19 protein-coding genes, 1 tRNA gene and 1 pseudogene are annotated in these 19122 nt (G+C 73.1%); 9 read left to right on the forward strand and 12 right to left on the reverse strand.

What is annotated here, in order from left to right; all coding sequences use genetic code 11:
* The first annotated feature begins 7 nt into the window (after positions 1-7).
* Both EAH89_RS07820 and mobA read left to right on the forward strand, forming a co-directional pair.
* Positions 8-400, forward strand: coding sequence for a hypothetical protein (locus tag EAH89_RS07820; protein ID WP_140882245.1), 393 nt, complete (start codon positions 8-10; stop codon positions 398-400).
* Positions 393-1010 (forward strand): molybdenum cofactor guanylyltransferase MobA, encoded by a 618-nt coding sequence (gene mobA / locus EAH89_RS07825; protein ID WP_241666910.1) that lies wholly within the window; start codon positions 393-395, stop codon positions 1008-1010. Before EAH89_RS07820 ends, mobA begins: the two co-directional genes overlap by 8 nt.
* Here mobA and EAH89_RS07830 read toward each other — a convergent pair.
* Complete coding sequence (locus EAH89_RS07830; RefSeq protein ID WP_140882246.1) at positions 992-2230, reverse strand: molybdopterin molybdotransferase MoeA; 1239 nt, start codon at positions 2228-2230, stop codon at positions 992-994. The two genes, mobA and EAH89_RS07830, sit on opposite strands and share 19 nt — an antisense overlap.
* Positions 2218-2718: a molybdopterin-guanine dinucleotide biosynthesis protein B gene (gene mobB, locus EAH89_RS07835; RefSeq protein WP_140882247.1), complete on the reverse strand. Its 501-nt coding sequence runs from the start codon at positions 2716-2718 to the stop codon at positions 2218-2220. The genes EAH89_RS07830 and mobB overlap by 13 nt, the downstream gene beginning before the upstream one ends.
* 134 nt (positions 2719-2852) lie before the next feature.
* Here mobB and EAH89_RS33030 point away from each other — a divergent pair, with 134 nt between their 5' ends.
* The 3 genes from EAH89_RS33030 to EAH89_RS07850 all read left to right on the forward strand — a co-directional run bounded on the left by EAH89_RS33030 (position 2853) and on the right by EAH89_RS07850 (position 6512).
* On the forward strand, positions 2853-3854 hold the full coding sequence (locus EAH89_RS33030; protein WP_140882248.1) for an NADP-dependent oxidoreductase: 1002 nt from the start codon (positions 2853-2855) through the stop codon (positions 3852-3854).
* Between the two features lie 26 nt (positions 3855-3880).
* Positions 3881-5317: a M20 family metallopeptidase gene (locus tag EAH89_RS07845; protein WP_140882249.1), complete on the forward strand. Its 1437-nt coding sequence runs from the start codon at positions 3881-3883 to the stop codon at positions 5315-5317.
* A 385-nt stretch (positions 5318-5702) separates the two neighbouring features.
* Complete coding sequence (locus tag EAH89_RS07850; RefSeq protein ID WP_140882250.1) at positions 5703-6512, forward strand: transglutaminase-like domain-containing protein; 810 nt, start codon at positions 5703-5705, stop codon at positions 6510-6512.
* Between the two features lie 236 nt (positions 6513-6748).
* Here EAH89_RS07850 and EAH89_RS07855 read toward each other — a convergent pair whose 3' ends face one another.
* The gene (locus tag EAH89_RS07855; RefSeq protein WP_140882251.1) at positions 6749-7735 is read right to left on the reverse strand and encodes a Bug family tripartite tricarboxylate transporter substrate binding protein; all 987 of its coding nucleotides are present in this window, start codon (positions 7733-7735) and stop codon (positions 6749-6751) included.
* 189 nt (positions 7736-7924) lie between these two features.
* Between EAH89_RS07855 and EAH89_RS07860 the strand changes: the two genes are divergently transcribed.
* The 4 genes from EAH89_RS07860 to EAH89_RS07875 all read left to right on the forward strand — a co-directional run bounded on the left by EAH89_RS07860 (position 7925) and on the right by EAH89_RS07875 (position 11680).
* Entirely contained in the window at positions 7925-8620 is a 696-nt protein-coding gene (locus EAH89_RS07860; RefSeq protein WP_140882252.1) for a DUF3833 family protein, read from the forward strand.
* A 56-nt stretch (positions 8621-8676) separates the two neighbouring features.
* Positions 8677-9204, forward strand: a complete 528-nt coding sequence (locus EAH89_RS07865) for a SixA phosphatase family protein (RefSeq protein ID WP_140882253.1) — start codon at positions 8677-8679, stop codon at positions 9202-9204.
* Positions 9205-9416: 212 nt separating this feature from the next.
* Entirely contained in the window at positions 9417-10727 is a 1311-nt protein-coding gene (gene gltA, locus EAH89_RS07870) for a citrate synthase (RefSeq protein WP_140882254.1), read from the forward strand.
* 293 nt (positions 10728-11020) lie between these two features.
* Positions 11021-11680: a hypothetical protein gene (locus EAH89_RS07875; protein WP_241666911.1), complete on the forward strand. Its 660-nt coding sequence runs from the start codon at positions 11021-11023 to the stop codon at positions 11678-11680.
* A gap of 152 nt (positions 11681-11832) precedes the next feature.
* Here EAH89_RS07875 and EAH89_RS07880 read toward each other — a convergent pair.
* The 9 genes and pseudogenes from EAH89_RS07880 to ffh form a co-directional block, all read right to left on the reverse strand.
* A tRNA-Arg gene (locus EAH89_RS07880) sits at positions 11833-11909 on the reverse strand.
* A 118-nt stretch (positions 11910-12027) separates the two neighbouring features.
* Positions 12028-13137: a 3-isopropylmalate dehydrogenase gene (gene leuB / locus EAH89_RS07885; RefSeq protein WP_140882255.1), complete on the reverse strand. Its 1110-nt coding sequence runs from the start codon at positions 13135-13137 to the stop codon at positions 12028-12030.
* 29 nt (positions 13138-13166) lie between these two features.
* A complete protein-coding gene (gene leuD / locus EAH89_RS07890) occupies positions 13167-13778 on the reverse strand; it encodes a 3-isopropylmalate dehydratase small subunit (protein ID WP_140882256.1) in 612 nt (203 codons plus the stop codon).
* Entirely contained in the window at positions 13775-15220 is a 1446-nt protein-coding gene (leuC, locus tag EAH89_RS07895) for a 3-isopropylmalate dehydratase large subunit (protein ID WP_140882257.1), read from the reverse strand. Before leuC ends, leuD begins: the two co-directional genes overlap by 4 nt.
* 66 nt (positions 15221-15286) lie before the next feature.
* Entirely contained in the window at positions 15287-15679 is a 393-nt protein-coding gene (gene rplS, locus EAH89_RS07900) for a 50S ribosomal protein L19 (RefSeq protein WP_140882258.1), read from the reverse strand.
* A gap of 25 nt (positions 15680-15704) precedes the next feature.
* Positions 15705-16481, reverse strand: coding sequence for a tRNA (guanosine(37)-N1)-methyltransferase TrmD (gene trmD / locus EAH89_RS07905; RefSeq protein WP_140882259.1), 777 nt, complete (start codon positions 16479-16481; stop codon positions 15705-15707).
* 110 nt (positions 16482-16591) lie between these two features.
* Positions 16592-17074 (reverse strand): annotated as a pseudogene (gene rimM / locus EAH89_RS07910) (ribosome maturation factor RimM); the annotation flags it as partial.
* 18 nt (positions 17075-17092) lie between these two features.
* Positions 17093-17437 (reverse strand): 30S ribosomal protein S16, encoded by a 345-nt coding sequence (rpsP, locus tag EAH89_RS07915; protein ID WP_140882261.1) that lies wholly within the window; start codon positions 17435-17437, stop codon positions 17093-17095.
* A 26-nt stretch (positions 17438-17463) separates the two neighbouring features.
* Complete coding sequence (gene ffh, locus EAH89_RS07920; RefSeq protein ID WP_140882262.1) at positions 17464-18846, reverse strand: signal recognition particle protein; 1383 nt, start codon at positions 18844-18846, stop codon at positions 17464-17466.
* Positions 18847-19122: the final 276 nt, after the last annotated feature.

Below are 19122 nucleotides of genomic sequence, written 5' to 3' on the forward strand. Positions count from 1 at the left end.
GCGCGGGTTGCGGAGGAGCCTCCGGCGCGCGCTGGTCCTCGGGGTTCCCTGCGGCGCGCTGTCGGTGCCCGTGTTCCGGGATTCGACGCTCTTCCTGCTGGCGAAGCTGGCGCGGGTGATGCCGGACGCGGCCTACGCGTCCGGGCCCGGCCCCTACGGGCTGCCGCTGCTCGGCTGGTTCCTCCTCCTCGGCGCGGCGGGCAGCTTCGGCATCGCGCTGTTGCTGCGGCTGGTGCCGCTGCCGGACCTTCTCTTCGGGGCGGTGGTGGGGCTGGCCGCGGCCTGGCTCGTGCCGCAGCACCTGCCGCGGGGGACGCCGGACTGGGTGCCCTGGTTTACCGGCGCGGCCTGGGGATGGGGCACGGCCTTCCTGCTGCGGCCGCTGGCGCTGCGTGGGTAGGGCGGGCGTCCTTGGCCTCGTGCTGGCCGGGGGGCTCGCGCGGCGCATGGGCGGGGGCGACAAGGCGCTGCTGCCGCTGCTCGGGCGGCCGATGCTGGCGCACCTGCTGGCGCGGCTGGCGCCGCAGGTGGACGCCCTGGCGCTGAGCGCGAACGGCGATCCCGCGCGGTTCCGGGAGGCCGCGCCGGGGATGGCGGTGGTGGCGGACCCCCTGCCCAGCCATCCCGGGCCGCTGGCGGGGATCCTCGCGGGGATGGAGCGGGCGGCGGGGCTGGGGATGGGCTGGGTGCTCTCCGTGCCCGGGGACACACCGCTGGTTCCGAGCGACCTGGCGGCGCGGCTGGGCGCGGCCCTCGAGGGGTCCGGCGCGGCGATCGCCTGCGCGGCCTCGGGCGGGCGGGCACACCCGCCGGTCGCGCTCTGGCCCGTGGGGCTGCGCGGGGACCTGCGGCGGGCGCTGCTGGCGGGCGAGGGCAAGGTGAGCCGCTGGGCGGCGCCTCATGGGGTGGCGACGGTGGAGTGGGCGGGGGATCCCTTCCTCAACGCCAACGCGCCGGCGGATCTGCCGGTGCTGGAGGCGGCGCTGCGGGGTCAGAACAGCCCGGCATAGGGGATGACGGCGACCGGGGTTCCCGGCTCGAGGGCGGTGAGGTCCTCGGGCAGCTCGGCCAGGGCGTCGGTGCGGGCGAGGGAGGCGAGGAGGCCGGCGCCGTCGCGGGGGTAGCGGTGGGCCTCGCCGCCGATCAGCCAGACGCGGAGGTACTCGCGCCGTCCCGGCTTCTTGCGGTGGGCGAAGGCGGCGATGGCGGTCAGGCGCGGCAGGGGCCGCGGGAGGGCGCCGGCGAGGCGGAGCACCAGGGGCCGCGCAAGGTGCAGGAAGGCGACCACGGCGGCGACAGGGTTTCCGGGCAGGCCGAGGACCGGGGTGCCGGCGATGGTGCCCATGGCCGCGGGCTTGCCGGGCTTCACGGCGAGCTTCCAGAAGTGCAGCGCGCCGCCGGCCTCGATGGCCTGGCGGACGTGGTCCTCCTCCCCGGCGGAGACGCCGCCGGAGGTGAGGAGGAGGTCGTGGGCGGCCGCGGCGGCGCGGAGGGCCTCGGCGGTGGCCCCCGCGCGGTCGGGGAGGATGCCGAGGTCGCGCGCCTCCGCCGGCAGGGCGTCCAGCAGGGCGAGCAGGGTGTGGCGGTTGCTGTCGTGGCGGGCGGCGGGGCCAAGGGGCTGGCCAGGCTCGACGAGCTCGTCCCCGGTACTGAAGACGCCGACCACGGGGCGGCGGGCGACGCGGAGCGCGGGGCGGCCGAGGGCGGCGGCGAGGCCGATGGCGGCGGCGTCCAGCCGGTGGCCGGCCGGGAGGGCGAGCTCGCCGCGGGCGAGATCCTCGCCGGCGGGGCGGATGTTGGCGCCGGCCGGCAGGGCCGCGGGAAGGGTGACGGCGCCGCCCTCGGCCGCCGCGTCCTCCTGCAGGGCGACGGCGTCGGCGCCCGCGGGCACGGGGGCGCCGGTGAGGACGCGGGCGGCGGTGCCGGGGGCGAGCGGGGCGGCGGGCTGCCCGGCGGCGACGCGGGCCGCGAGCGGGAGGGTGCCGCCGGGCGGCCGGTCGGCGCGGCGGAAGGCGTAGCCGTCGACGGCGCTGTTGGCGAAGGGGGGGAGGTCGGCGGGGGCGGTCAGGTCCTCGGCGAGGACGCGGCCGCGGGCAGCGCGGAGGGGGACCGTCTCCGTGCCGTGCAGGGGGGCGACGCGGGCGGCGACGAGGGCGGCGGCCTCCTCGACCGACAGGAGGGCGCCCTCCCCGCCGAAGCAGTCGCCGGGGGCGCCGGTCAGCCCGGCCATGGGGCCGCGTGCTCCAGCGCGAGGGCGCCGATGGCGGGGATGTCGTCCAGCGCCGCGTGGGGCAGGCAGCCGGGCGGCGGGGTGTCGGCGGCGACGGCGCGGATGGCGGGGTCCTCCGGGTGCAGCCAGGGCTTGCCGTTGGCGGCGCGATGGACCTCGATCTTGGGGTGGGGATCGCGCCGGAAGCCCTCCACGATCACGAGATCGACGGGGTCGAGATGGGCGAGGAGGGCGAGGAGGGGCGGCTCGGGCGCGCCGCGCAGCTCCGTCATCAACGCCCAGCGGCGGGAGGAGGCGACGAGGACCTGGCTCGCGCCCGCCAGGCGGTGGGTGTGGCTGTCCTTGCCGGGCCGGTCGACGTCGAACTCGTGGTGGGCGTGCTTGATGGTGGAGATCGCGAGGCCCCGGGCGGTGAGCCAGGGGATAAGGGCGGCCAGCAGGGTGGTCTTGCCGGCGCCGCTCCAGCCGGCGAGGCCGATCAGCCGCATCGGAGGGGGGGCATGGCGGGGGGTCCTCGTGGGTCGGGGGGTGCGGCTCTAGCGCCGCGCGGGGCGGCGCGCCAGTTGTTAGGCCGCCCCCCGGGCTTGGGGGACGTGGTGGACACCGAGGACAGGAACGCCTGATGGCCGAGAACAACCTCCGCATCCTTCTCCGCGCGCGGCCGGAGGGGCGGGTCGGGCCCGAGCACTTCGAGGTCTCCGAGGCCCCTCCCCCCGCCCCGCGCCCGGGCGAGGCGCTGCTGCGGAACCGGTTCCTCTCGCTCGACCCCTACATGCGCGGGCGGATGAGCGCGGCGAAGTCCTACTCGGCGCCGGTCGAGATCGGGGCGGTGATGGAGGGGCAGTGCGTCGCCCAGGTGGAGGAGGACCCGACGGGGCGCTTTCAGCGGGGAGACTGGGTGTTGGGCGGCTTCGGCTGGCAGCGCTTCTCGGCCGTGCCGGCGGCGGGGCTGCGGAAGCTGGAGGAGGACGGCGCGCCGATGACGACGGCGCTCGGCGTGCTGGGGATGCCGGGGACCACGGCCTGGGTGGGCACGACGGAGCTCGCGCGGCCGCGGCCGGGGGAGACCTTCGTGGTCTCGGCGGCCTCGGGCGCGGTGGGGAGCGTGGCGGGGCAGATCGCGGCGCGGATGGGCGCGCGGGTGGTGGGCATCGCCGGCGGGCCGGAGAAATGCGCCTTCGTGCGGGAGGAGCTCGGCTTCGGGGAATGCGTGGACCACCGGGGCGAGGACTTCGCGGAGCGCCTGCGCGCGGCCTGCCCGGAGGGGATCGACGCCTATTTCGAGAACGTCGGCGGCGCCGTGCAGAAGGCGGTGTTCCCGCTGCTGAACGACTTCGGGCGGGTGGCCTTCTGCGGGATGGTGGCGGAGTACAACGACGCGGAGCCGGCGCCGGGGCCGAACCTGATGCAGCTGGTGAGGAAGCGGCTTTCCCTGCGGGGGTTCATCGTGAGCGACCACCCGCGGGCTTTCGCGGACTGGCGGCGGATCGGGGGCGGATGGGTGCGGGACCGGTCGCTGCGCTACCGCGAGGAGGTGGTGAAGGGCCTGGACAAGGCGCCGGAGGCCTTCATGGGGCTGCTGGCCGGGAAGAACTTCGGGAAGCTCGTTGTGGAGGTGACCTGAAGGGTTCCGATGACTAGAATCGGGGCATGAAGAACGACCCCATCGCGCTCGACCACCTCGACGGCCTCGTGGAGGCCAAAGCGCCGGCCTACGCGGCGCTGTCGGACCTCATCTGGGGCATGCCGGAGCTGCGCTTCGCCGAGCACCGCTCGGTGGAGGCGCAGATCGCGCAGCTGGAGGCGGAGGGGTTCCGGGTGACGCGGAACGTGGCGGGGATCCCGACCGCCTTCGTGGCCGAGGCCGGCGAGGGCGGGCCGGTGATCGGCTTCCTCGGCGAGTTCGACGCGCTGGCCGGCCTGTCGCAGGAGGCGGGGGTGGCGGAGAAGCGGCCGCTGGAGGCCGGGGGGAACGGGCACGGCTGCGGGCACAACCTGCTGGGCGCGGGCGCGATGCTGGCGGCGGTCTCGGCCCGCGACGCGCTGCGCGAGGCGGGGATGCCCGGGCGCGTGCGCTACTACGGCTGCCCCGGCGAGGAGGGCGGGTCGGGCAAGACCTTCATGGCGCGGGAGGGGGCCTTCGACGACCTCGACGCCGCCGTGACCTGGCATCCCGGCGCCTTCAACGCGGTGATGTCGGTGCGCAACCTCGCGAACTACCAGGTCTACTTCCGCTTCAAGGGGAAGGCGGCGCACGCGGCGGGGTCGCCGCATCTCGGGCGCTCCGCGCTGGACGCGGTGGAGCTGATGAACGTGGGCGTGAACTACCTCCGCGAGCACATGCCGCAGGAGGCGCGGGTCCACTACGCCATCACCAATTCCGGCGGCGTCTCGCCCAACGTGGTGCAGGCGGAGGCGGAGGTGCTCTACCTCGTGCGGGCGCCGCGGGTGGCGGAGGCGCGCGCGCTGCTCGAGCGGGTGAAGGACTGCGCGAAGGGGGCCGCGATCATGACGGGGACCTCCTGGTCCTTCGAGATCGACAAGGCGTGCTCGGAGCTGCTGCAGAACCGGACGCTGGAGACCGCGCTGCACGGGAACTTCCAGGCGCTCGGCGCGCCCGCCTACGACGAGGCGGACCGGCGCTTCGCGGGGGAGATCCGGGCCTCGCTGAGCGCGGAGGACATCGCCTCGGAGGTGGCGAGCTTCGGGGCGGACCCGGCGCTGGCGGAGGCGGGGCTGCACGACGGGGTGCTGCCCTTCGACGGCACGCCGCTGGTGCAGGCGGGCTCCACCGATGTCGGCGACGTCTCGCAGATCGTGCCGACGGTGCAGGCCTGGGGGGCCTGCTGGGCGGTGGGCACGCCCTTCCACACCTGGCAGGCGGTGGCGCAGGGGCGCTCGGCCCACGCGCACAAGGGCATGGCGCAGGCGGCGAAGGTGATGGCGGCGACGGCGCTGGACGGGTTCCGGGACCCGGAGCTTCTCGCGCGGGCGAAGGCGGAGCTGGCCCAGCGGCGGGGCGGGGCGGCCTATGCCTGCCCGATCCCGCCGGAGGTGGCGGCGCCGCCGCTGCGCAAGCGGGGCTGAGAGCGGCCGCGGTGTAAGGGGAGGCGTGCCATCCCCGTTTCCGACCCTGGCGGCCGGCGACCTTGTGCCGCCGGCTTCCCGTTGCGCGTCGACGTGGTTCCGGGGTGGACATGCTGCCGGACGAGCTGATCGAGGGCGCGATCCGCGTGCTGCTGGGGCTGCTGGGCTTCGTGTAGCGCGCAGGGTCTGCCCAACCGTCGCGGCAGGGCCGGTTCGCGGCCCGCCGCCGTTCCTCGCGACGGCCCGGGGCCGGGAAGACCTGCGAGGAAAGCGTTACTGCCAGGGCCGCGATCCCGCTAAGGGTCGGGCAGGCGTGCGACGCGCCCGTGGCGCCGTGACGGCGCCGTCCCGCGCTCCCCGCGCCCAGACACCCGAAAGAACCCCCGTGCAAATCCAGGTTGGCTACAAGCTCGACTACGAGCTTCCCCGGGCCACGCCGATGGTCGTGATGCTCACCATCCATCCGAGCCGGGCCGAGGACATCCTCGTGGCGGAGGCGCCGGTCTTTGATCCGCCGGTGGCCGTCACGCCCTATGCCGACCGCTTCGGCAATGTCGGCAGCCGGCTCGTCGCGCCGCCCGGGCGCTTCACGATGACCAACAGCGCCCTGGTGCGGGACAGCGGGCAGCCCGATCGGATCGTGCCGGACGCGGCGGAGCACCGGGTGGAGGACCTACCCGACGAGGCCGTCGGCTTCCTGCTGGGCAGCCGGTACTGCGAGACGGACCTCCTGTCCGACACCGCCTTCGAACTGTTCGGGCAGGTGCCGGCCGGCTGGGGACGCGTGCAGGCGATCTGCGATTACGTGCACCGGCACATCGCCTTCGACTACCAGGCGGCGCGGGCGACGCGGACGGCGGTGCAGGCCTTCCAGGAGGGGACAGGCGTTTGCCGCGACTACGCGCATCTGGCGGTCACCTTCTGCCGCTGCCTGAACATCCCCGCGCGCTACTGCACGGGGTACCTGGGCGACATGGGGACGCCGCAGCCCTGGGGCACGCCGGACTTCGCGGCCTGGTTCGAGGTGTATCTCGGTGGGGCCTGGCACACCTTCGACGCGCGGAACAACACGCCGCGGATAGGGCGCATCCTGCTGGCGCGCGGGCGGGACGCGACGGACGTGGCGATCACGACGACCTTCGGGGCGAACCGGCTGAGCGGCTTCGCGGTGCGGACGGACGAGGTGGCGGGCTGATCCAGGCGGGGGGGTGCGGAGGCCATTGGGAGAGAGGAGTTCTCCCTTCCGGACCCGCCCTCATCGTTGTTTCGAGGCTCCCGCGGAACGCGGAGCCGAGGCTTCCCCCGTGTTGCCAGCAGGCCCCTGGCCGGCGGCGCTTCCCCTTCTCCGGGGCATCCACGGCAGTCCTGCAGGAAAGGATGAGGGGTTCGGGAAGAATTCCTTCTCTCCGGCTCTCCTCCAGCGCTTGATCGTCAGTCCTGCCGGATGCCCAGCGCCGCGACGGCGCCGCCGATGTCGCGGACCTGCTGCGCGACGAGGGCGGTGAACTCCGTCGGGCCGAGCGGGGCGCCGGTGATGCCGCGCTCGTCCAGGCGGCGGCGCATCTCGGGGGTCGCGAGGGCGGCGACGCTCTCGGCGCGCAGGCGCTCGGCGATCAGTGCGGGCAGGCCGGCGGGGGCGCTGAGGCCGAGCCAGTTGTCGATCTTGATGCCGGGGTAGCCGAGCTCCGCCATGGTGGGGACCTCGGGCGCCAGCGGCTGGCGGGCGCTGGCGGTGACGGCGAAGGCGCGGAGGCGGCCGGCGCGGATGTTCTCGACGGTGTCGGGCAGGACGTCAAAGCCGAGGGGGAGCGAGCCGCCGAGGAGCTCCGCCTGCATGGGCGCGCTGCCGCGGTAGGGGATGTGGCTGAGCTGGAGGCCCGCCTCGCGCTCGAGCAGCACGCCGAGGATGTGGGGCACGGAGCCGACGCCGGAGGAGCCGTAGGGGACGGGGCCGGGCTGCGCCTTGATCCAGGCGATGAGCCCCGCAAGGTCGGTCGCGGGGACGAGGTCCTTGTTCGCGGTGATGACGGCGGGCGTGGTGCCGAGGAAGGCGACGTGGGCGAAGGAGGCGACGGGGTCGTAGCCGGGCCGGGCGTAGAGCGGGGGCGAGGTGACGATGGGCGCGGTGTTGGAGAGCATGAGCGTGTAGCCGTCGGCCGGCTGGGCCGCGACGTGGGAGGCGCCGAGGGTGCCGCCGGCGCCGGGGCGGTTGTCCACCACGAAGCGCGCGTTCATGCGCTGCGACAGGACGTCGGCCATGACGCGGGCGACGATGTCGGAGGCGCCGCCCGGCGGGAAGGTGACGACGATGCGCACGGGCCGGCTCGGCCAGGGGGCGGTCTCGGCGCGGGCGGCGCGGGGGAGGGCCGGCGCGAGCGCCAGGCCGGGGAGCGCGAGGAGGGCGGAACGGCGGCGCATCGGGAACTCCGCGCACCGGGGGCGGTGCGATGACGGGCGGGGGCGGTGCCTGTCGGGCATGGACAGACGGAGCCGAGGCTAGCACGGCGCGTGCCAGCTCCGCACGGCAACGTGAGCGCATCCTCCCTGCCCTGCCCGCTGCCTTCCGGCCCTGGCCAAGGCCCGACGGGCGGGGGATGCTCGGCGGGGATGCACAGCCGACGCCGCCTTCTCCTCGCCCTTCCAGCCCTGGCCGGCCCGCTTGCCGGCTGCGGGACGGCGCCGGCGACCTTCGAGGGCAAGGGGCCGCCCTTCCGGCCGGAGGAGTTCTTCGCGGGGCGGCTGCGGAGCGCGGGCCTCTTCGTCACGCGGCTGGGGGGCATCGAGGGCTGGTTCAACGCCCGCCTGGTGGGCGCCTGGGATGGCGCGACCCTCACCTTCGACGAGTACTTCCGCTACGAGGACGGCTTCGAGGACCGCCGCTTCTGGCGGCTGCGCCGCGACCCCGCGGAGCCCGGCGGCGGGGCCTGGCTGGGGGAGGCGACGGACGCGACCGGCCCGGTGCGGGGGCGGGCCGTGGGCAACGCCTTCCACCTGGAGCACGAGCTCGACATGCCGAGCCTGTCCGGCCGGCGTCGGCGGCTGGCCTTCGACCAGTGGTTCGTGCGCACCGGGGAGGACGTCGCGCTCTCGCGCGCGGCGGTGAGCTGGCACGGGGTGCAGGTCGGCGTGGCGCAGGTCTCCTTCCAGCGGCTCTCCCAGGGGGTGACGGAGGGCGCGGTGGTGGCCGGGCAGGCGGCACGGGAGGAGATGCAGGCGGCGCCGCGGGGAGCGGCCCCCGGGCCGCCCGGGCGCGATCCGGGGCGCGACCCGGGGCGGGTGATGAACGCGCCGCCGCGGCGCTGAGGGGCGCCGGGCGGGGCCCCCGCGACAGGCGGCGGCGCCTGTGGCAGGCTGGGGCCATGCACCAGTTGCTCCTGCTGCGGCACGCGAAATCGGCCTGGGACGACCCGGCCCTCTCGGACCACGCCCGGCCGCTGAACGCGCGCGGCCGGCGCGCCGCCGCCGCCATGGCCGGGGCGATGCGCGGCCTGGGGCTGCGGCCGCAGCTCGTGCTCGTCTCCTCCTCCCGCCGCACGCTGCAGACGCTCGAGACGCTCGGCACGCTGGAGGGGCCGCCGCGGGTGGAGCCGATGGACGACCTCTACCTCGCGCCCTGGACGCGGCTGCTGGACGCGGTGCGGGAGGTGCCGGAGGAGGTCGGGAGCGTGCTGCTCATCGCTCACAACCCGGGCCTGCACGATCTGGCGCTGGCGCTGGCCGGCGAGGGATCCGATTCGGAAGGAGCGCCCCCGGCGCTGGCGGAGGCCTATCCGACGGCGGCGCTGGCGGAGTTCGCGATCGAGGGGGAATGGCGCGGCCTCTCCCCCGGCGGCGCGCGGCTGGTCCGCTTCCTGCAACCGAGCGACCTGCCCGAAATGGCGGCCTGACACGCCCGCGTGATCCTCCCGGGCGCTTCCCAGGGTCGGAGCGCGCGCCGGGCCGTGCCGCCGCCCCCTCCCCGGGGCGGTGGATGGACAAGCGCGCGGGTCGGCCTATCTTGCGCCGCACCACGGGGCCTTGGTTGGGAAGCATCCGTTCCGCCGCCCCGCCCTTTGCCCCATCAACACGGCCGGGCGGACCGGTCGGCGAGGATCAACGCATGAGCGACCCGTCCACCAAGGGTTCCGTCACCATCACGCTCGACGGGACGAACCGGAGCAGCACCGCGCCGCTTGTCCAGGCAAGCGTCGGGCCGGCGGTGGCCGACATCCGCAAGCTCTACGCCGACCTCGGCGTCTTCACCTTCGATCCGGGCTTCGGCATGACCGCGGCCTGCGAGAGCAAGATCACCTACATCGACGGCGACGCCGGCGTGCTGCTCTACCGCGGCTACCCGATCGAGCAGCTCGCCGAGAACTCCGACTTCGTCGAGGTCTGCTACCTCCTGCTGAACGGCGAGCTGCCGAAGGAGGGCGAGCTCGCCGAGTTCAAGCGCGGCATCACGATGCACACGATGGTGCACGAGCAGATCCGCCGCTTCTTCGACGGCTTCCGGCGCGACGCGCACCCGATGGCGATCCTCTGCGGCGTCGTCGGCGCGCTCTCGGCCTTCTACCATGACAGCCTCGACATCAACGACCCGCGCCAGCGCGAGATCGCGGCCTTCCGGCTGCTCGCGAAGGTGCCGACGATCGCGGCCATGGCCTACAAGTACTCGATCGGCCAGCCCTTCGTGTACCCGCGGAACGACCTGAACTACGCCGAGAACTTCCTCTACATGCTCAATGCCGTGCCGGCGGAGGAGTACAAGGTCAACCCGATCCTCTCGCGCGCCATGGACCGCATCCTGGTGCTGCACGCAGACCACGAGCAGAACGCCTCCACCTCCACCGTGCGGCTCGCGGGCTCGACCGGCGCCAACCCCTACGCCTGCATCGCGGCGGGCATCGCGGCGCTCTGGGGCCCCGCGCATGGCGGCGCCAACGAGGCGGTGCTGAAGATGCTCGGGGAGATCGGCAGCCCCGAGAACATCCCGGACTTCATCAGCAAGGTGAAGGACAAGAACAGCCACGTGAAGCTCATGGGCTTCGGGCACCGGGTCTACAAGAACTTCGACCCGCGCGCGAAGATCATGAAGGAGACCTGCCACGAGGTGCTGGCGGAGCTCGGCATCAAGGACGAGCCGCTGCTCGACATGGCCATGGAGATGGAGCGGATCGCGCTGCACGACGATTACTTCGTCTCGCGCAAGCTCTACCCGAACGTCGACTTCTATTCGGGCATCATCCTCAAGGCGATGGGCATCCCGACCTCCATGTTCACCGTCCTCTTCGCCGTCGCGCGGACGGTGGGCTGGGTGAGCCAGTGGAAGGAGATGATCGAGGACCCGGCGCAGCGGATCGGCCGGCCGCGGCAGGTCTACACGGGCGCGACCACCCGGGACTACACGCCGGTCGCCCGCCGCGGGTAGCGCCCCCGCACAACCCTGGGCTGCATAGCGAGCCCGCTCCCTCCGGGGAGCGGGCTTTTTTGTGCTTACGGGAAGAAATTAATACTTCGCGCCAAAAACGCTCTTCAGTCGAATGAAGTGATTCAGAATCAAGGGGTGATGCCGTTTCTTTGTCCTGGCCACGAGGACTTGGGTTCGAACCGCATATACAATATTTTCGTATACGTTCTTGCGTGTTTTTGAATTGTTCTCTTGATCACAATAGGTTGCTGAGCGCTTTCTATGATAAGTTGCAGACCGAGGGCGTCACACCCGTGAACATTGCATTCCGCGCGAACATGCCCGCTAACCTTTCCGCCGATGAGCAGGTGCGCCGGCGGTTGCGGCAGTGGCCGCAACGCCCGCCCGGCGCACCGGTCACGCCCAAGCAACCCGGGACCTGGCTCCGTGCCCGTCCCGGCGACGCGAGGACGGCCAACCAGCCCTTCCTGAAGCTGCCGGGCAGCAACCGCCTGCGCACGCTGCCGGACGGGCTCTGGCTGCACTTCTCGCCCGACCCGTCGGACCCCTATGCTGACATCCTCTGCATCGAGGCCTGCTCGAGCCTGCAGAACCTCCTCGACAAGCGGTCGCGCTTCGCGCCGTCCACGACCTCCCTGCTGGCGGTCTGCCCGGTGCCCTGGCTGCTCTCGCCCTGCCAGCCGAACGACCCGACGCCGCGGTGGCGCCTGATCAAGCTGCTGCGCCACGAGCCGCAGGACCCTCTGGTGCTGCCGGTGCGGGACATGCGGGTGCTCTACGGGCTGAAGGCGCGGCAGTACGACGGCTTCGCGCGCAGCCAGATGCCGCAGGCGCACGAGTATTTCTGCCCGATGGAGGCGCTGATGGAGGAGGACGGCGACCAGAACCCCGCCATGCGGGCGCTGCTGGCCCGCGCGAGCGCGGCGGCCAACTTCATGCACCTGCCGGGTTAGGGAGCGCTTCCGGGCGGTGCCGAGAGGCGGGCCCGGAGCGAGCCGCCGCGCGGCGGTCCGGCCTCACCGGGAGGTTCCCGGTGCGGCCGGGCGTGCTGTTCGGGGGTACTGGTGCGGCGGGGCGGTGGCCCGGCGCGAGACGTCGGGGTGGTTGGCGCGCCCGAAGAGATTCGAACTCCTGACCCCCAGATTCGTAGTCTGGTGCTCTATCCAGCTGAGCTACGGGCGCATCACCAACGTCTCTGACTGCATCGGCCCGGCCGTTGCCGGCGCCGGTGCGGGGCGGGCCCTGAGGGCCCGTCCTTGGCGCGGGAGATACCCGCAAGGCCGCCGGGGCGCAACCCCTTTCAGGCCACCATCTTGTCGAGTTCGCGCACCACGGCCTCGCCCATGATGGAGGTGCCGACGCGGGCGGCGCCGGGCACCATGATGTCCGCCGTGCGCAGGCCGCCCGTGAGCACCTTCTCCACCGCGCCCTCGATCAGCACCGCGTCCTCCTCCATGTCGAAGGACCAGCGCAGCAGCATGGCGAAGGAGAGGATCTGCGCGCAGGGGTTGGCGATCCCCTTGCCGGCGATGTCGGGCGCGGAGCCGTGGATGGGCTCGTAGAGCGCGTGGCGGCGGCCGCTGGAATCGGGCGCGCCGAGGGTGGCCGAGGGCAGCATGCCGAGGCTGCCGGTGACGGCGGCCGCGAGGTCGGACAGGAGGTCGCCGAAGAGGTTGCTCGCGAGGATGACGTCGAACTGCTTCGGGCGGGAGGCGAGCTGCATGGCGCAGTTGTCGGCGTACATGTGCGAGAGCTCGACGCCCGGGAACTCGGCGCCGACGCGCGTCACGATCTCGCGCCAGAAGCGGCCGGACTGCATGACGTTCGCCTTCTCGACGCTCGTCAGGCGCCCGCTGCGCTTGGAGGCCAGCTCGAAGGCGAGGCGGGCGACGCGGGTGATCTCCTCCTCGGTGTAGCTCTCGGTGTCGAAGCCGCGGCGCGTGCCGTCAGGAAGGGTCTCGATGCCGCGGGGCTCGCCGAAGTAGATGCCGCCCGTGCTCTCGCGCACGATCATGAGGTCGAGCCCGTCCACGAGCTCGGCCTTGAGGGAGGAGGCCTGGGCGAGCGGCGACCAGACGATGGCGGGGCGGAGGTTGGCGAAGAGGCCGAGCTCCTTGCGCAGCCGCAGGATGCCGAGCTCGGGGCGGCCCTCGAAGGGCAGGCTGTCCCACTTCGGGCCGCCGACGGAGCCGAAGAGGATGGCATCGGCGCGCTCGGCCTGCTGCATCGTGCGGTCCGGGCAGGGATGGCCGAGCGCGTCGATGGCGGCGCCGCCCACGAGGCCTTCCTCGATGTCGAAGGTGACGCTGCGGCGGCGGTCCATCCAGTCGATGACACGCCGCACCTCGCGCACGACCTCGGGGCCGATGCCGTCGCCGGGCAGCACCAGCAGCTTCTTGTTCGCAGGCATTATGGGGTCTCTCTGAGGGTTCTCTTCGCTCAGCCGTAGAGCCAGGGCTGGGCGGCGCGCTGCTTCTGCTCGAAGCCTTCGATGACGGAGGCGCGCTGCATGGTCTCGCCGATATCGTCGAGGCCGTTGAGGAGCCGGTGCTTGCGCAGCGGGTCGACCTCGAAGGGGATCTCCTCCCCGTTCGGGCGCACGACCACCTGACGGGCGAGGTCGACGGTGATGCGGGAGTTCGCACCGAGGCGGGCGTCCTCCATCAGCGCGTCGCAGACCGCGCGCGGGAGGCGGATCGGGAGGATGCCGTTCTTGAACGAGTTGTTGAAGAAGATGTCGGCGAAGTCGGGCGCGATGACGCAGCGGATGCCGAAGTCGAGCAGCGCCCAGGGCGCGTGCTCGCGCGACGAGCCGCAGCCGAAGTTCTCGTGGGCCACGAGGATCTCGGCGGCGCGGTAGGGCTCCTGGTTGAGGACGAAGTCGGGCTTCTCGCTGCCGTCGTCGTTGAAGCGCATGTCGGCGAAGGCGGCGCGGCCGAGGCCGCGGCGCTCGATGGTCTTGAGGAAGCGGGCCGGGATGATCTTGTCGGTGTCGACGTTGGCCATCGGCAGGGGCGCCGCGATGCCCGTCAGCGTGGTGAAGGGGGTCATGCGGCGTCTCCCATAGCGGTCCCGCGCGGCATCAGCTCGCGCACGTCGGCGAGGCGGCCGGTGACCGCGGCGGCGGCGGCCATGGCGGGGGAGAGGAGGTGCGTGCGGCCGCCCTTGCCCTGGCGCCCCTCGAAGTTGCGGTTCGAGGTGGAGGCGCAGCGCTGGCCCGGGGAGAGCTTGTCGGGGTTCATGCCGAGGCACATGGAGCAGCCGGCCTCGCGCCACTCGAAGCCCGCCTCCTTGAGGATGATGTCCAGGCCCTCGTTCTCGGCCTGCTCCTTCACGAGGCCGGAGCCGGGGACGACCATGGCGCGCACGCCGTCCGCCACGCGGCGGCCGCGGACGACCTCGGCGGCGGCGCGGATGTCCTCGATGCGGCCGTTGGTGCAGGAGCCGACGAAGACGGCGTCCACCTTCAGGTCGGCCAGGCGCTGGCCGGGGGTGAGGCCCATGTAGTCGACCATGCGGCGAAGCTGGGCGCGGCGCGCCTCGTCGGCGGCGGAATCGGGGTCGGGCACGGTGCCGGTGATGGGCAGCACGTCCTCGGGCGAGGTGCCCCAGCTCACCATCGGCGCGATCTCGGCGGCGTCGAGCACGACCTCGCGGTCGAAGACGGCGCCCTCGTCGGAGGGGAGCGTGCTCCACCAGGCGATCGCGCGCTCCAGCGCCTCGCCCTTGGGCGCCATGGGGCGCTCGCGGACATAGGCGAAGGTGGTCTCGTCGGGGGCGATCATGCCGGCGCGCGCGCCCGCCTCGATCGACATGTTGCAGACGGTCATGCGGCCGGCCATGTCGAGCGCGCGGATGGCCTCGCCGGCGAACTCGATGACGTGGCCGGTGCCGCCGGCCGTGCCGATCTTGCCGATGATGGCGAGGACGATGTCCTTGGCCGTGCAGCCGAAGCCGAGCGTGCCGTTCACCGTCACCCGCATGTTCTTCGCGGGCTTCTGCAGCAGGGTCTGCGTGGCGAGGACGTGCTCGACCTCGGACGTGCCGATGCCGAAGGCGAGCGCGCCCATGGCGCCGTGGGTGGAGGTGTGGCTGTCGCCGCAGACGATGGTCATGCCCGGCAGCGAGAGGCCGAGCTCCGGCCCGATGATGTGGACGATGCCCTGGCGCTTGCTGTTCAGCGGGATGTAGGTGACGCCGAACTCGGCGACGTTCTTCTCGAGGGTCGCGACCTGCAGCGCGCTCTCGGGCTCCTGGATGCCGGTGAAGCGGGTGCTGTCGGTCGGCACGTTGTGGTCGGTGACCGCGAAGGTGCCGTCGAGGCGGTGGACGCGGCGGCCGGCGGTGCGCAGGCCCTCGAAGGCCTGCGGGCTGGTGACCTCGTGGACGAGGTGGCGGTCGATGTAGAGGAGGGCCGTGCCGTCGGGGAGGGTCTCCACGACGTGGGCTTCCCAGATCTTGTCGAACAGGGTGCGGGGCTGCGTGGCCGGCATGGCTTTCCTCTCCTCAACTCGAACGGAAGACGGCCCGCCCCAGATAGGGCGGGCCGCGGTCCGTCTTCAGGCCCCCTGCGCTTCCTCGGCGGCCTTGCGGGGCGCCGCGCGCTCCTGGATGCGGGCCGACTTACCGGTGCGGCCGCGCAGGTAGTAGAGCTTCGCGCGGCGGACCTTGCCGCGGCGGACGACGATGATCTCGGCCACGTTGGGGGAGTAGAGCGGGAAGATGCGCTCCACGCCCTCGCCGTAGGAGAGCTTGCGGACGGTGAAGTTGCTGTTCAGGCCGCGGTTCGAGCGGGCGATGCAGACGCCCTCGTAGGCCTGGGTGCGGATGCGCTCGCCTTCCTGCACCTTCACCATCACGCGCAGCGAATCGCCGGCCTGGAACTCGGGCGTGGTGCGGGCGCTGGCGAGGCGCGTCATCTGGTCGTGCTCGAACTGCTGGAGCAGGTTCATCGTCGGGGTCCCTTTCGTCTCACATCTAGCTGGGCGTGAAGGCGGGCGTCGCCGCCGGCTGCAATGGCGTGTCCATTGGCATCCGGGCGGCCGAATCGCGCCGTTGTTCGGTTTGCAGGAGGTCCGGACGCCGTTCGCGGGTCACGGCCTCCGACTGGGCGCGCCGCCAGCGGGCGACCTCCGCGTGGTGGCCCGAGAGCAGGACCTCGGGCACGCGCAGGCCGCGCCATTCGGCGGGGCGGGTGTAGTGGGGGTACTCGAGCAACGCGCCGGCCTCGGAGGGGGAGAAGCTCTCCTCCTCCGCGCTCTCGGCCGCGCCCATGACCCCCGGCAGGAGGCGGACGCAGGCGTCGAGCAGGACCATCGCCGCGAGTTCGCCGCCCGAGAGGACGTAGTCGCCGATGGAGACCTCCACCATGCCGCGGGCCTCGACCACGCGCTGGTCCACGCCCTCGTAGCGGCCGCAGAGGAGCACCGCGCCAGGGCCCGTGGCGAGGCTCCGCACCAGGGACTGCCGGAGCGGCGCGCCGCGGGGCGTGAGGAAGACCAGCGGGCGGGGATCGCCCTCGGGCATGGCGGCGGCGCAGGCGGCCTCCACCACGTCGGCGCGCAGCACCATGCCGGCGCCGCCCCCGAAGGGTGTGTCGTCCACCCGGCGGTTGCGGTCGGTCGAGGCATCGCGGATGTCGCGGGCCTCGAGCGACCACAGGCCGCGCTCCATCCCGCGCCCAGCGAGCGCGGTGCCCAGCGGGCCCGGGAACATGCCGGGGAAGAGGGTGAGGACGGTGGCGCGCCAGGTCATGCCGCGTCCCGCCCGCCGCTGCGGCGGCGCATCGAGGGGCGGCGGGGGCGCGGGGTGTCGCCCGCCTGGACCTCGTCCGCGCCGTCGCCGGGCTGGGGGGGCACGGCCTGCTCCTCCGGCGGCGCAACGACGACGCGGCCGGCGGCGACCTCCACCACCGGCACCACCGCGCGGGTGAAGGGGAGCAGCGTGTCGCGCCCGTTCGCGTCGCGGATGGTGATGACGGTGCCGGCGCCGAAGTCCTCCACCGCCGCGACGGTGCCGAGCGCCTCGCCCGAGCCCGTCTCGGCGCGGAGCCCGATGAGGTCGGAGAGGTAGAACTCGTCCTCCTCGGTCTCCGGCAGGGCGGCGCGGTCCACGTAGAGGCGCGTGCCGGTGAGGCGGGCGGCGGCGTCGCGGTCGGCGACGCCCTCCACCTGCACCAGCCCGTCCGCCAGCCACTTCAGCGCGAAGACGCGCGCGCCGCCCTCATCGAGGAGCGGCCCGTAGCCGGCGATCGCGGCCGGCTCGGCGGTGTAGGAGCGGACATGGATCAGCCCCCTCACCCCGTGCGGGCGGCCGAACTCGCCGACAAGGATGCGCGACGCGGGCATGGCTCGGTGCGGTCAGCCTCAGGCGTTCGCGGCGGCGGCGGCCGCGGCGGCGCGCTCTTGGGCGCGCTTCTTCGGGGCCGACTGCTTCGGCTGCTCCGGGAAGACGGGCATCGGCGCGAGGCCGGCCTTGCCGAGGAACTTGGCCACACGGTCCGTCGCGACGGCGCCGACGCTCAGCCAGTGGCGCAGGCGCTCGTCGAAGAGGCGCACGCGCTCGGCGTGGTCGGAGGGCAGCATCGGGTTGTAGGAGCCGAGGCGCTCGATGAAGCGGCCGTCGCGCGGGGAACGGCTGTCGGCCACCACGATGTGGTAGTAGGGGCGCTTCTTGGCACCGGCGCGGGCAAGGCGAATCTTGAGGCCCATAGGCTAGTCCTTCTTTCTCTGTCTTCTCAGAAAGGTCGACGGTTTCCGGCGCCGGGCAGGAGGGCGCCGAGCCCACCCCGCATCAGCCCCTTCTGACCGAGCTTGTTCATCCGCTTCATCATCGCGGACATGTCGTCGAACTGCTTCAGCAGGCGGTTCACGTCCTGCACCGTCACCCCGGCCCCCGACGCGATGCGCTTCTTGCGGGAGGCCTTGATGATGTCGGGGTTGCGCTTCTCCTTCGCGGTCATCGACGAGATGATGGCGGCCTGGCGGCCGACCATCTTGTCGTCGATCTTCGCGTTCCCGATCTGCGCCTTCATCGCGCCCATGCCGGGGAGCATGCCGAGGATCCCCGAGAGGTTCCCCATCTTGCCGACCTGCTTGAGCTGGCTCGCGAAGTCCTCGAGGTCGAAGGTCCCCTTCTTCATCTTGGCGGCGAGCTTCTCGGCCTCGTCGCGGTCGATGGTCTCGGCGGCGCGCTCGACGAGGGAGACGATGTCGCCCATGCCGAGGATGCGGGACGCGATGCGGTCGGGGTGGAAGTCCTCGAGGGCGTCGAGCTTCTCGCCGGCGCCGAGCAGGCGGATGGGGGCGCCGGTGGTTGCGCGCATCGACAGCGCGGCGCCGCCGCGGGCGTCGCCGTCCACGCGCGTCATGACGATGCCGTTGACGCCGACGCGGTCCTGGAAGTTCCGCGCGGTGTTCACCGCGTCCTGGCCCGTCATGGCGTCGACCACGAGCAGCGTCTGGTGGGGCTTCGTCGCGGCCTTCACGGCGGCGACCTCGCTCATCAGCGCGTCGTCGATCGAGAGGCGGCCGGCGGTGTCGAGGATGACGACGTCGAAGAGCTCGCGCCGGGCCATGTCCATGGCGCGCGCCGCGATCTCGAGCGGGGACTGGCCGGGGACGATGGGCAGGCTCATCACGCCGGCCTGGGTCGCCAGCGTCTGGAGCTGGAGCTGGGCGGCGGGGCGGGCGACGTCGAGCGAGGCCAGCAGGACCTTCTTCTTGTCCCGCGTCCGCAGCCGGAGCGCGATCTTGCCCGAAGTGGTGGTCTTGCCCGAGCCCTGGAGGCCGACCATCAGGATCGGCACCGGCGAGGGCGCGTTCAGGTCGAGGCCGGGGGCCTCCGCCCCCTCGCCGCCGCCGAGCGCCTCGACCAGCGCGTCGTTGACGATCTTGATGACCTGCTGCGCGGGCGAGACGCTGCGGATGACCTCCACGCCCACCGCGCGCTCGCGCACCTTCGCGATGAGGTCGCGCGCCACCGGGAGGGCGACGTCGGCCTCCAAGAGGGCCACACGGACCTCGCGAAGGGCCTCGGTGACGTCGGCCTCGGACAGGGCGCCGCGGCGGCGAAGCTTGTCGAAGACGCCGTTCAGGCGGGTGGAGAGCGCCTCGAACATGCGGGCGGGATCATTCCATTCTCTGTCTGAGACCCGCCCATGACCGATCGCGCCGCTGCGCGAGTCTTCGCGGAGCGACGGAGCCGGCGCCTTCTGGAGGCGGCCGACCGGCGGGCGGGACGGGTCCCGGGAGGGCGCGGATTACGCGAGGGCGGCGGGCGCGTCAAGGAAAGATGGGGCGGGGGTCCCCTCCCCCGCCCCACCGTACCAGGTTTGGTGGCGCTTCCCCGGCGGGGCGGCGGGGCGTAGAGGCAGCGCCGCGTCCCTTCCCATCCC

It is taken from the genome of Muricoccus nepalensis (assembly GCF_006438825.1).
Classification (GTDB): domain Bacteria; phylum Pseudomonadota; class Alphaproteobacteria; order Acetobacterales; family Acetobacteraceae; genus Roseomonas; species Roseomonas nepalensis.

Excerpts from the sequence above, each read along its gene's own strand:
- trmD (WP_140882259.1), bottom strand. The coding sequence starts at position 16,481 with ATGACCTGGCGCGCCACCGTCCTCACCCTCTTCCCCGGCATGTTCCCG.
- EAH89_RS07845 (WP_140882249.1), top strand. The coding sequence starts at position 3,881 with ATGAAGAACGACCCCATCGCGCTCGACCACCTCGACGGCCTCGTGGAG.
- EAH89_RS07830 (WP_140882246.1), bottom strand. The coding sequence starts at position 2,230 with ATGGCCGGGCTGACCGGCGCCCCCGGCGACTGCTTCGGCGGGGAGGGC.
- mobB (WP_140882247.1), bottom strand. The coding sequence starts at position 2,718 with ATGCGGCTGATCGGCCTCGCCGGCTGGAGCGGCGCCGGCAAGACCACC.
- EAH89_RS33030 (WP_140882248.1), top strand. The coding sequence starts at position 2,853 with ATGGCCGAGAACAACCTCCGCATCCTTCTCCGCGCGCGGCCGGAGGGG.
- EAH89_RS07855 (WP_140882251.1), bottom strand. The coding sequence starts at position 7,735 with ATGCGCCGCCGTTCCGCCCTCCTCGCGCTCCCCGGCCTGGCGCTCGCG.
- leuB (WP_140882255.1), bottom strand. The coding sequence starts at position 13,137 with ATGCCTGCGAACAAGAAGCTGCTGGTGCTGCCCGGCGACGGCATCGGC.
- leuD (WP_140882256.1), bottom strand. The coding sequence starts at position 13,778 with ATGACCCCCTTCACCACGCTGACGGGCATCGCGGCGCCCCTGCCGATG.
- ffh (WP_140882262.1), bottom strand. The coding sequence starts at position 18,846 with ATGTTCGAGGCGCTCTCCACCCGCCTGAACGGCGTCTTCGACAAGCTT.
- gltA (WP_140882254.1), top strand. The coding sequence starts at position 9,417 with ATGAGCGACCCGTCCACCAAGGGTTCCGTCACCATCACGCTCGACGGG.
- EAH89_RS07860 (WP_140882252.1), top strand. The coding sequence starts at position 7,925 with ATGCACAGCCGACGCCGCCTTCTCCTCGCCCTTCCAGCCCTGGCCGGC.
- leuC (WP_140882257.1), bottom strand. The coding sequence starts at position 15,220 with ATGCCGGCCACGCAGCCCCGCACCCTGTTCGACAAGATCTGGGAAGCC.
- rpsP (WP_140882261.1), bottom strand. The coding sequence starts at position 17,437 with ATGGGCCTCAAGATTCGCCTTGCCCGCGCCGGTGCCAAGAAGCGCCCC.
- EAH89_RS07865 (WP_140882253.1), top strand. The coding sequence starts at position 8,677 with ATGCACCAGTTGCTCCTGCTGCGGCACGCGAAATCGGCCTGGGACGAC.
- rplS (WP_140882258.1), bottom strand. The coding sequence starts at position 15,679 with ATGAACCTGCTCCAGCAGTTCGAGCACGACCAGATGACGCGCCTCGCC.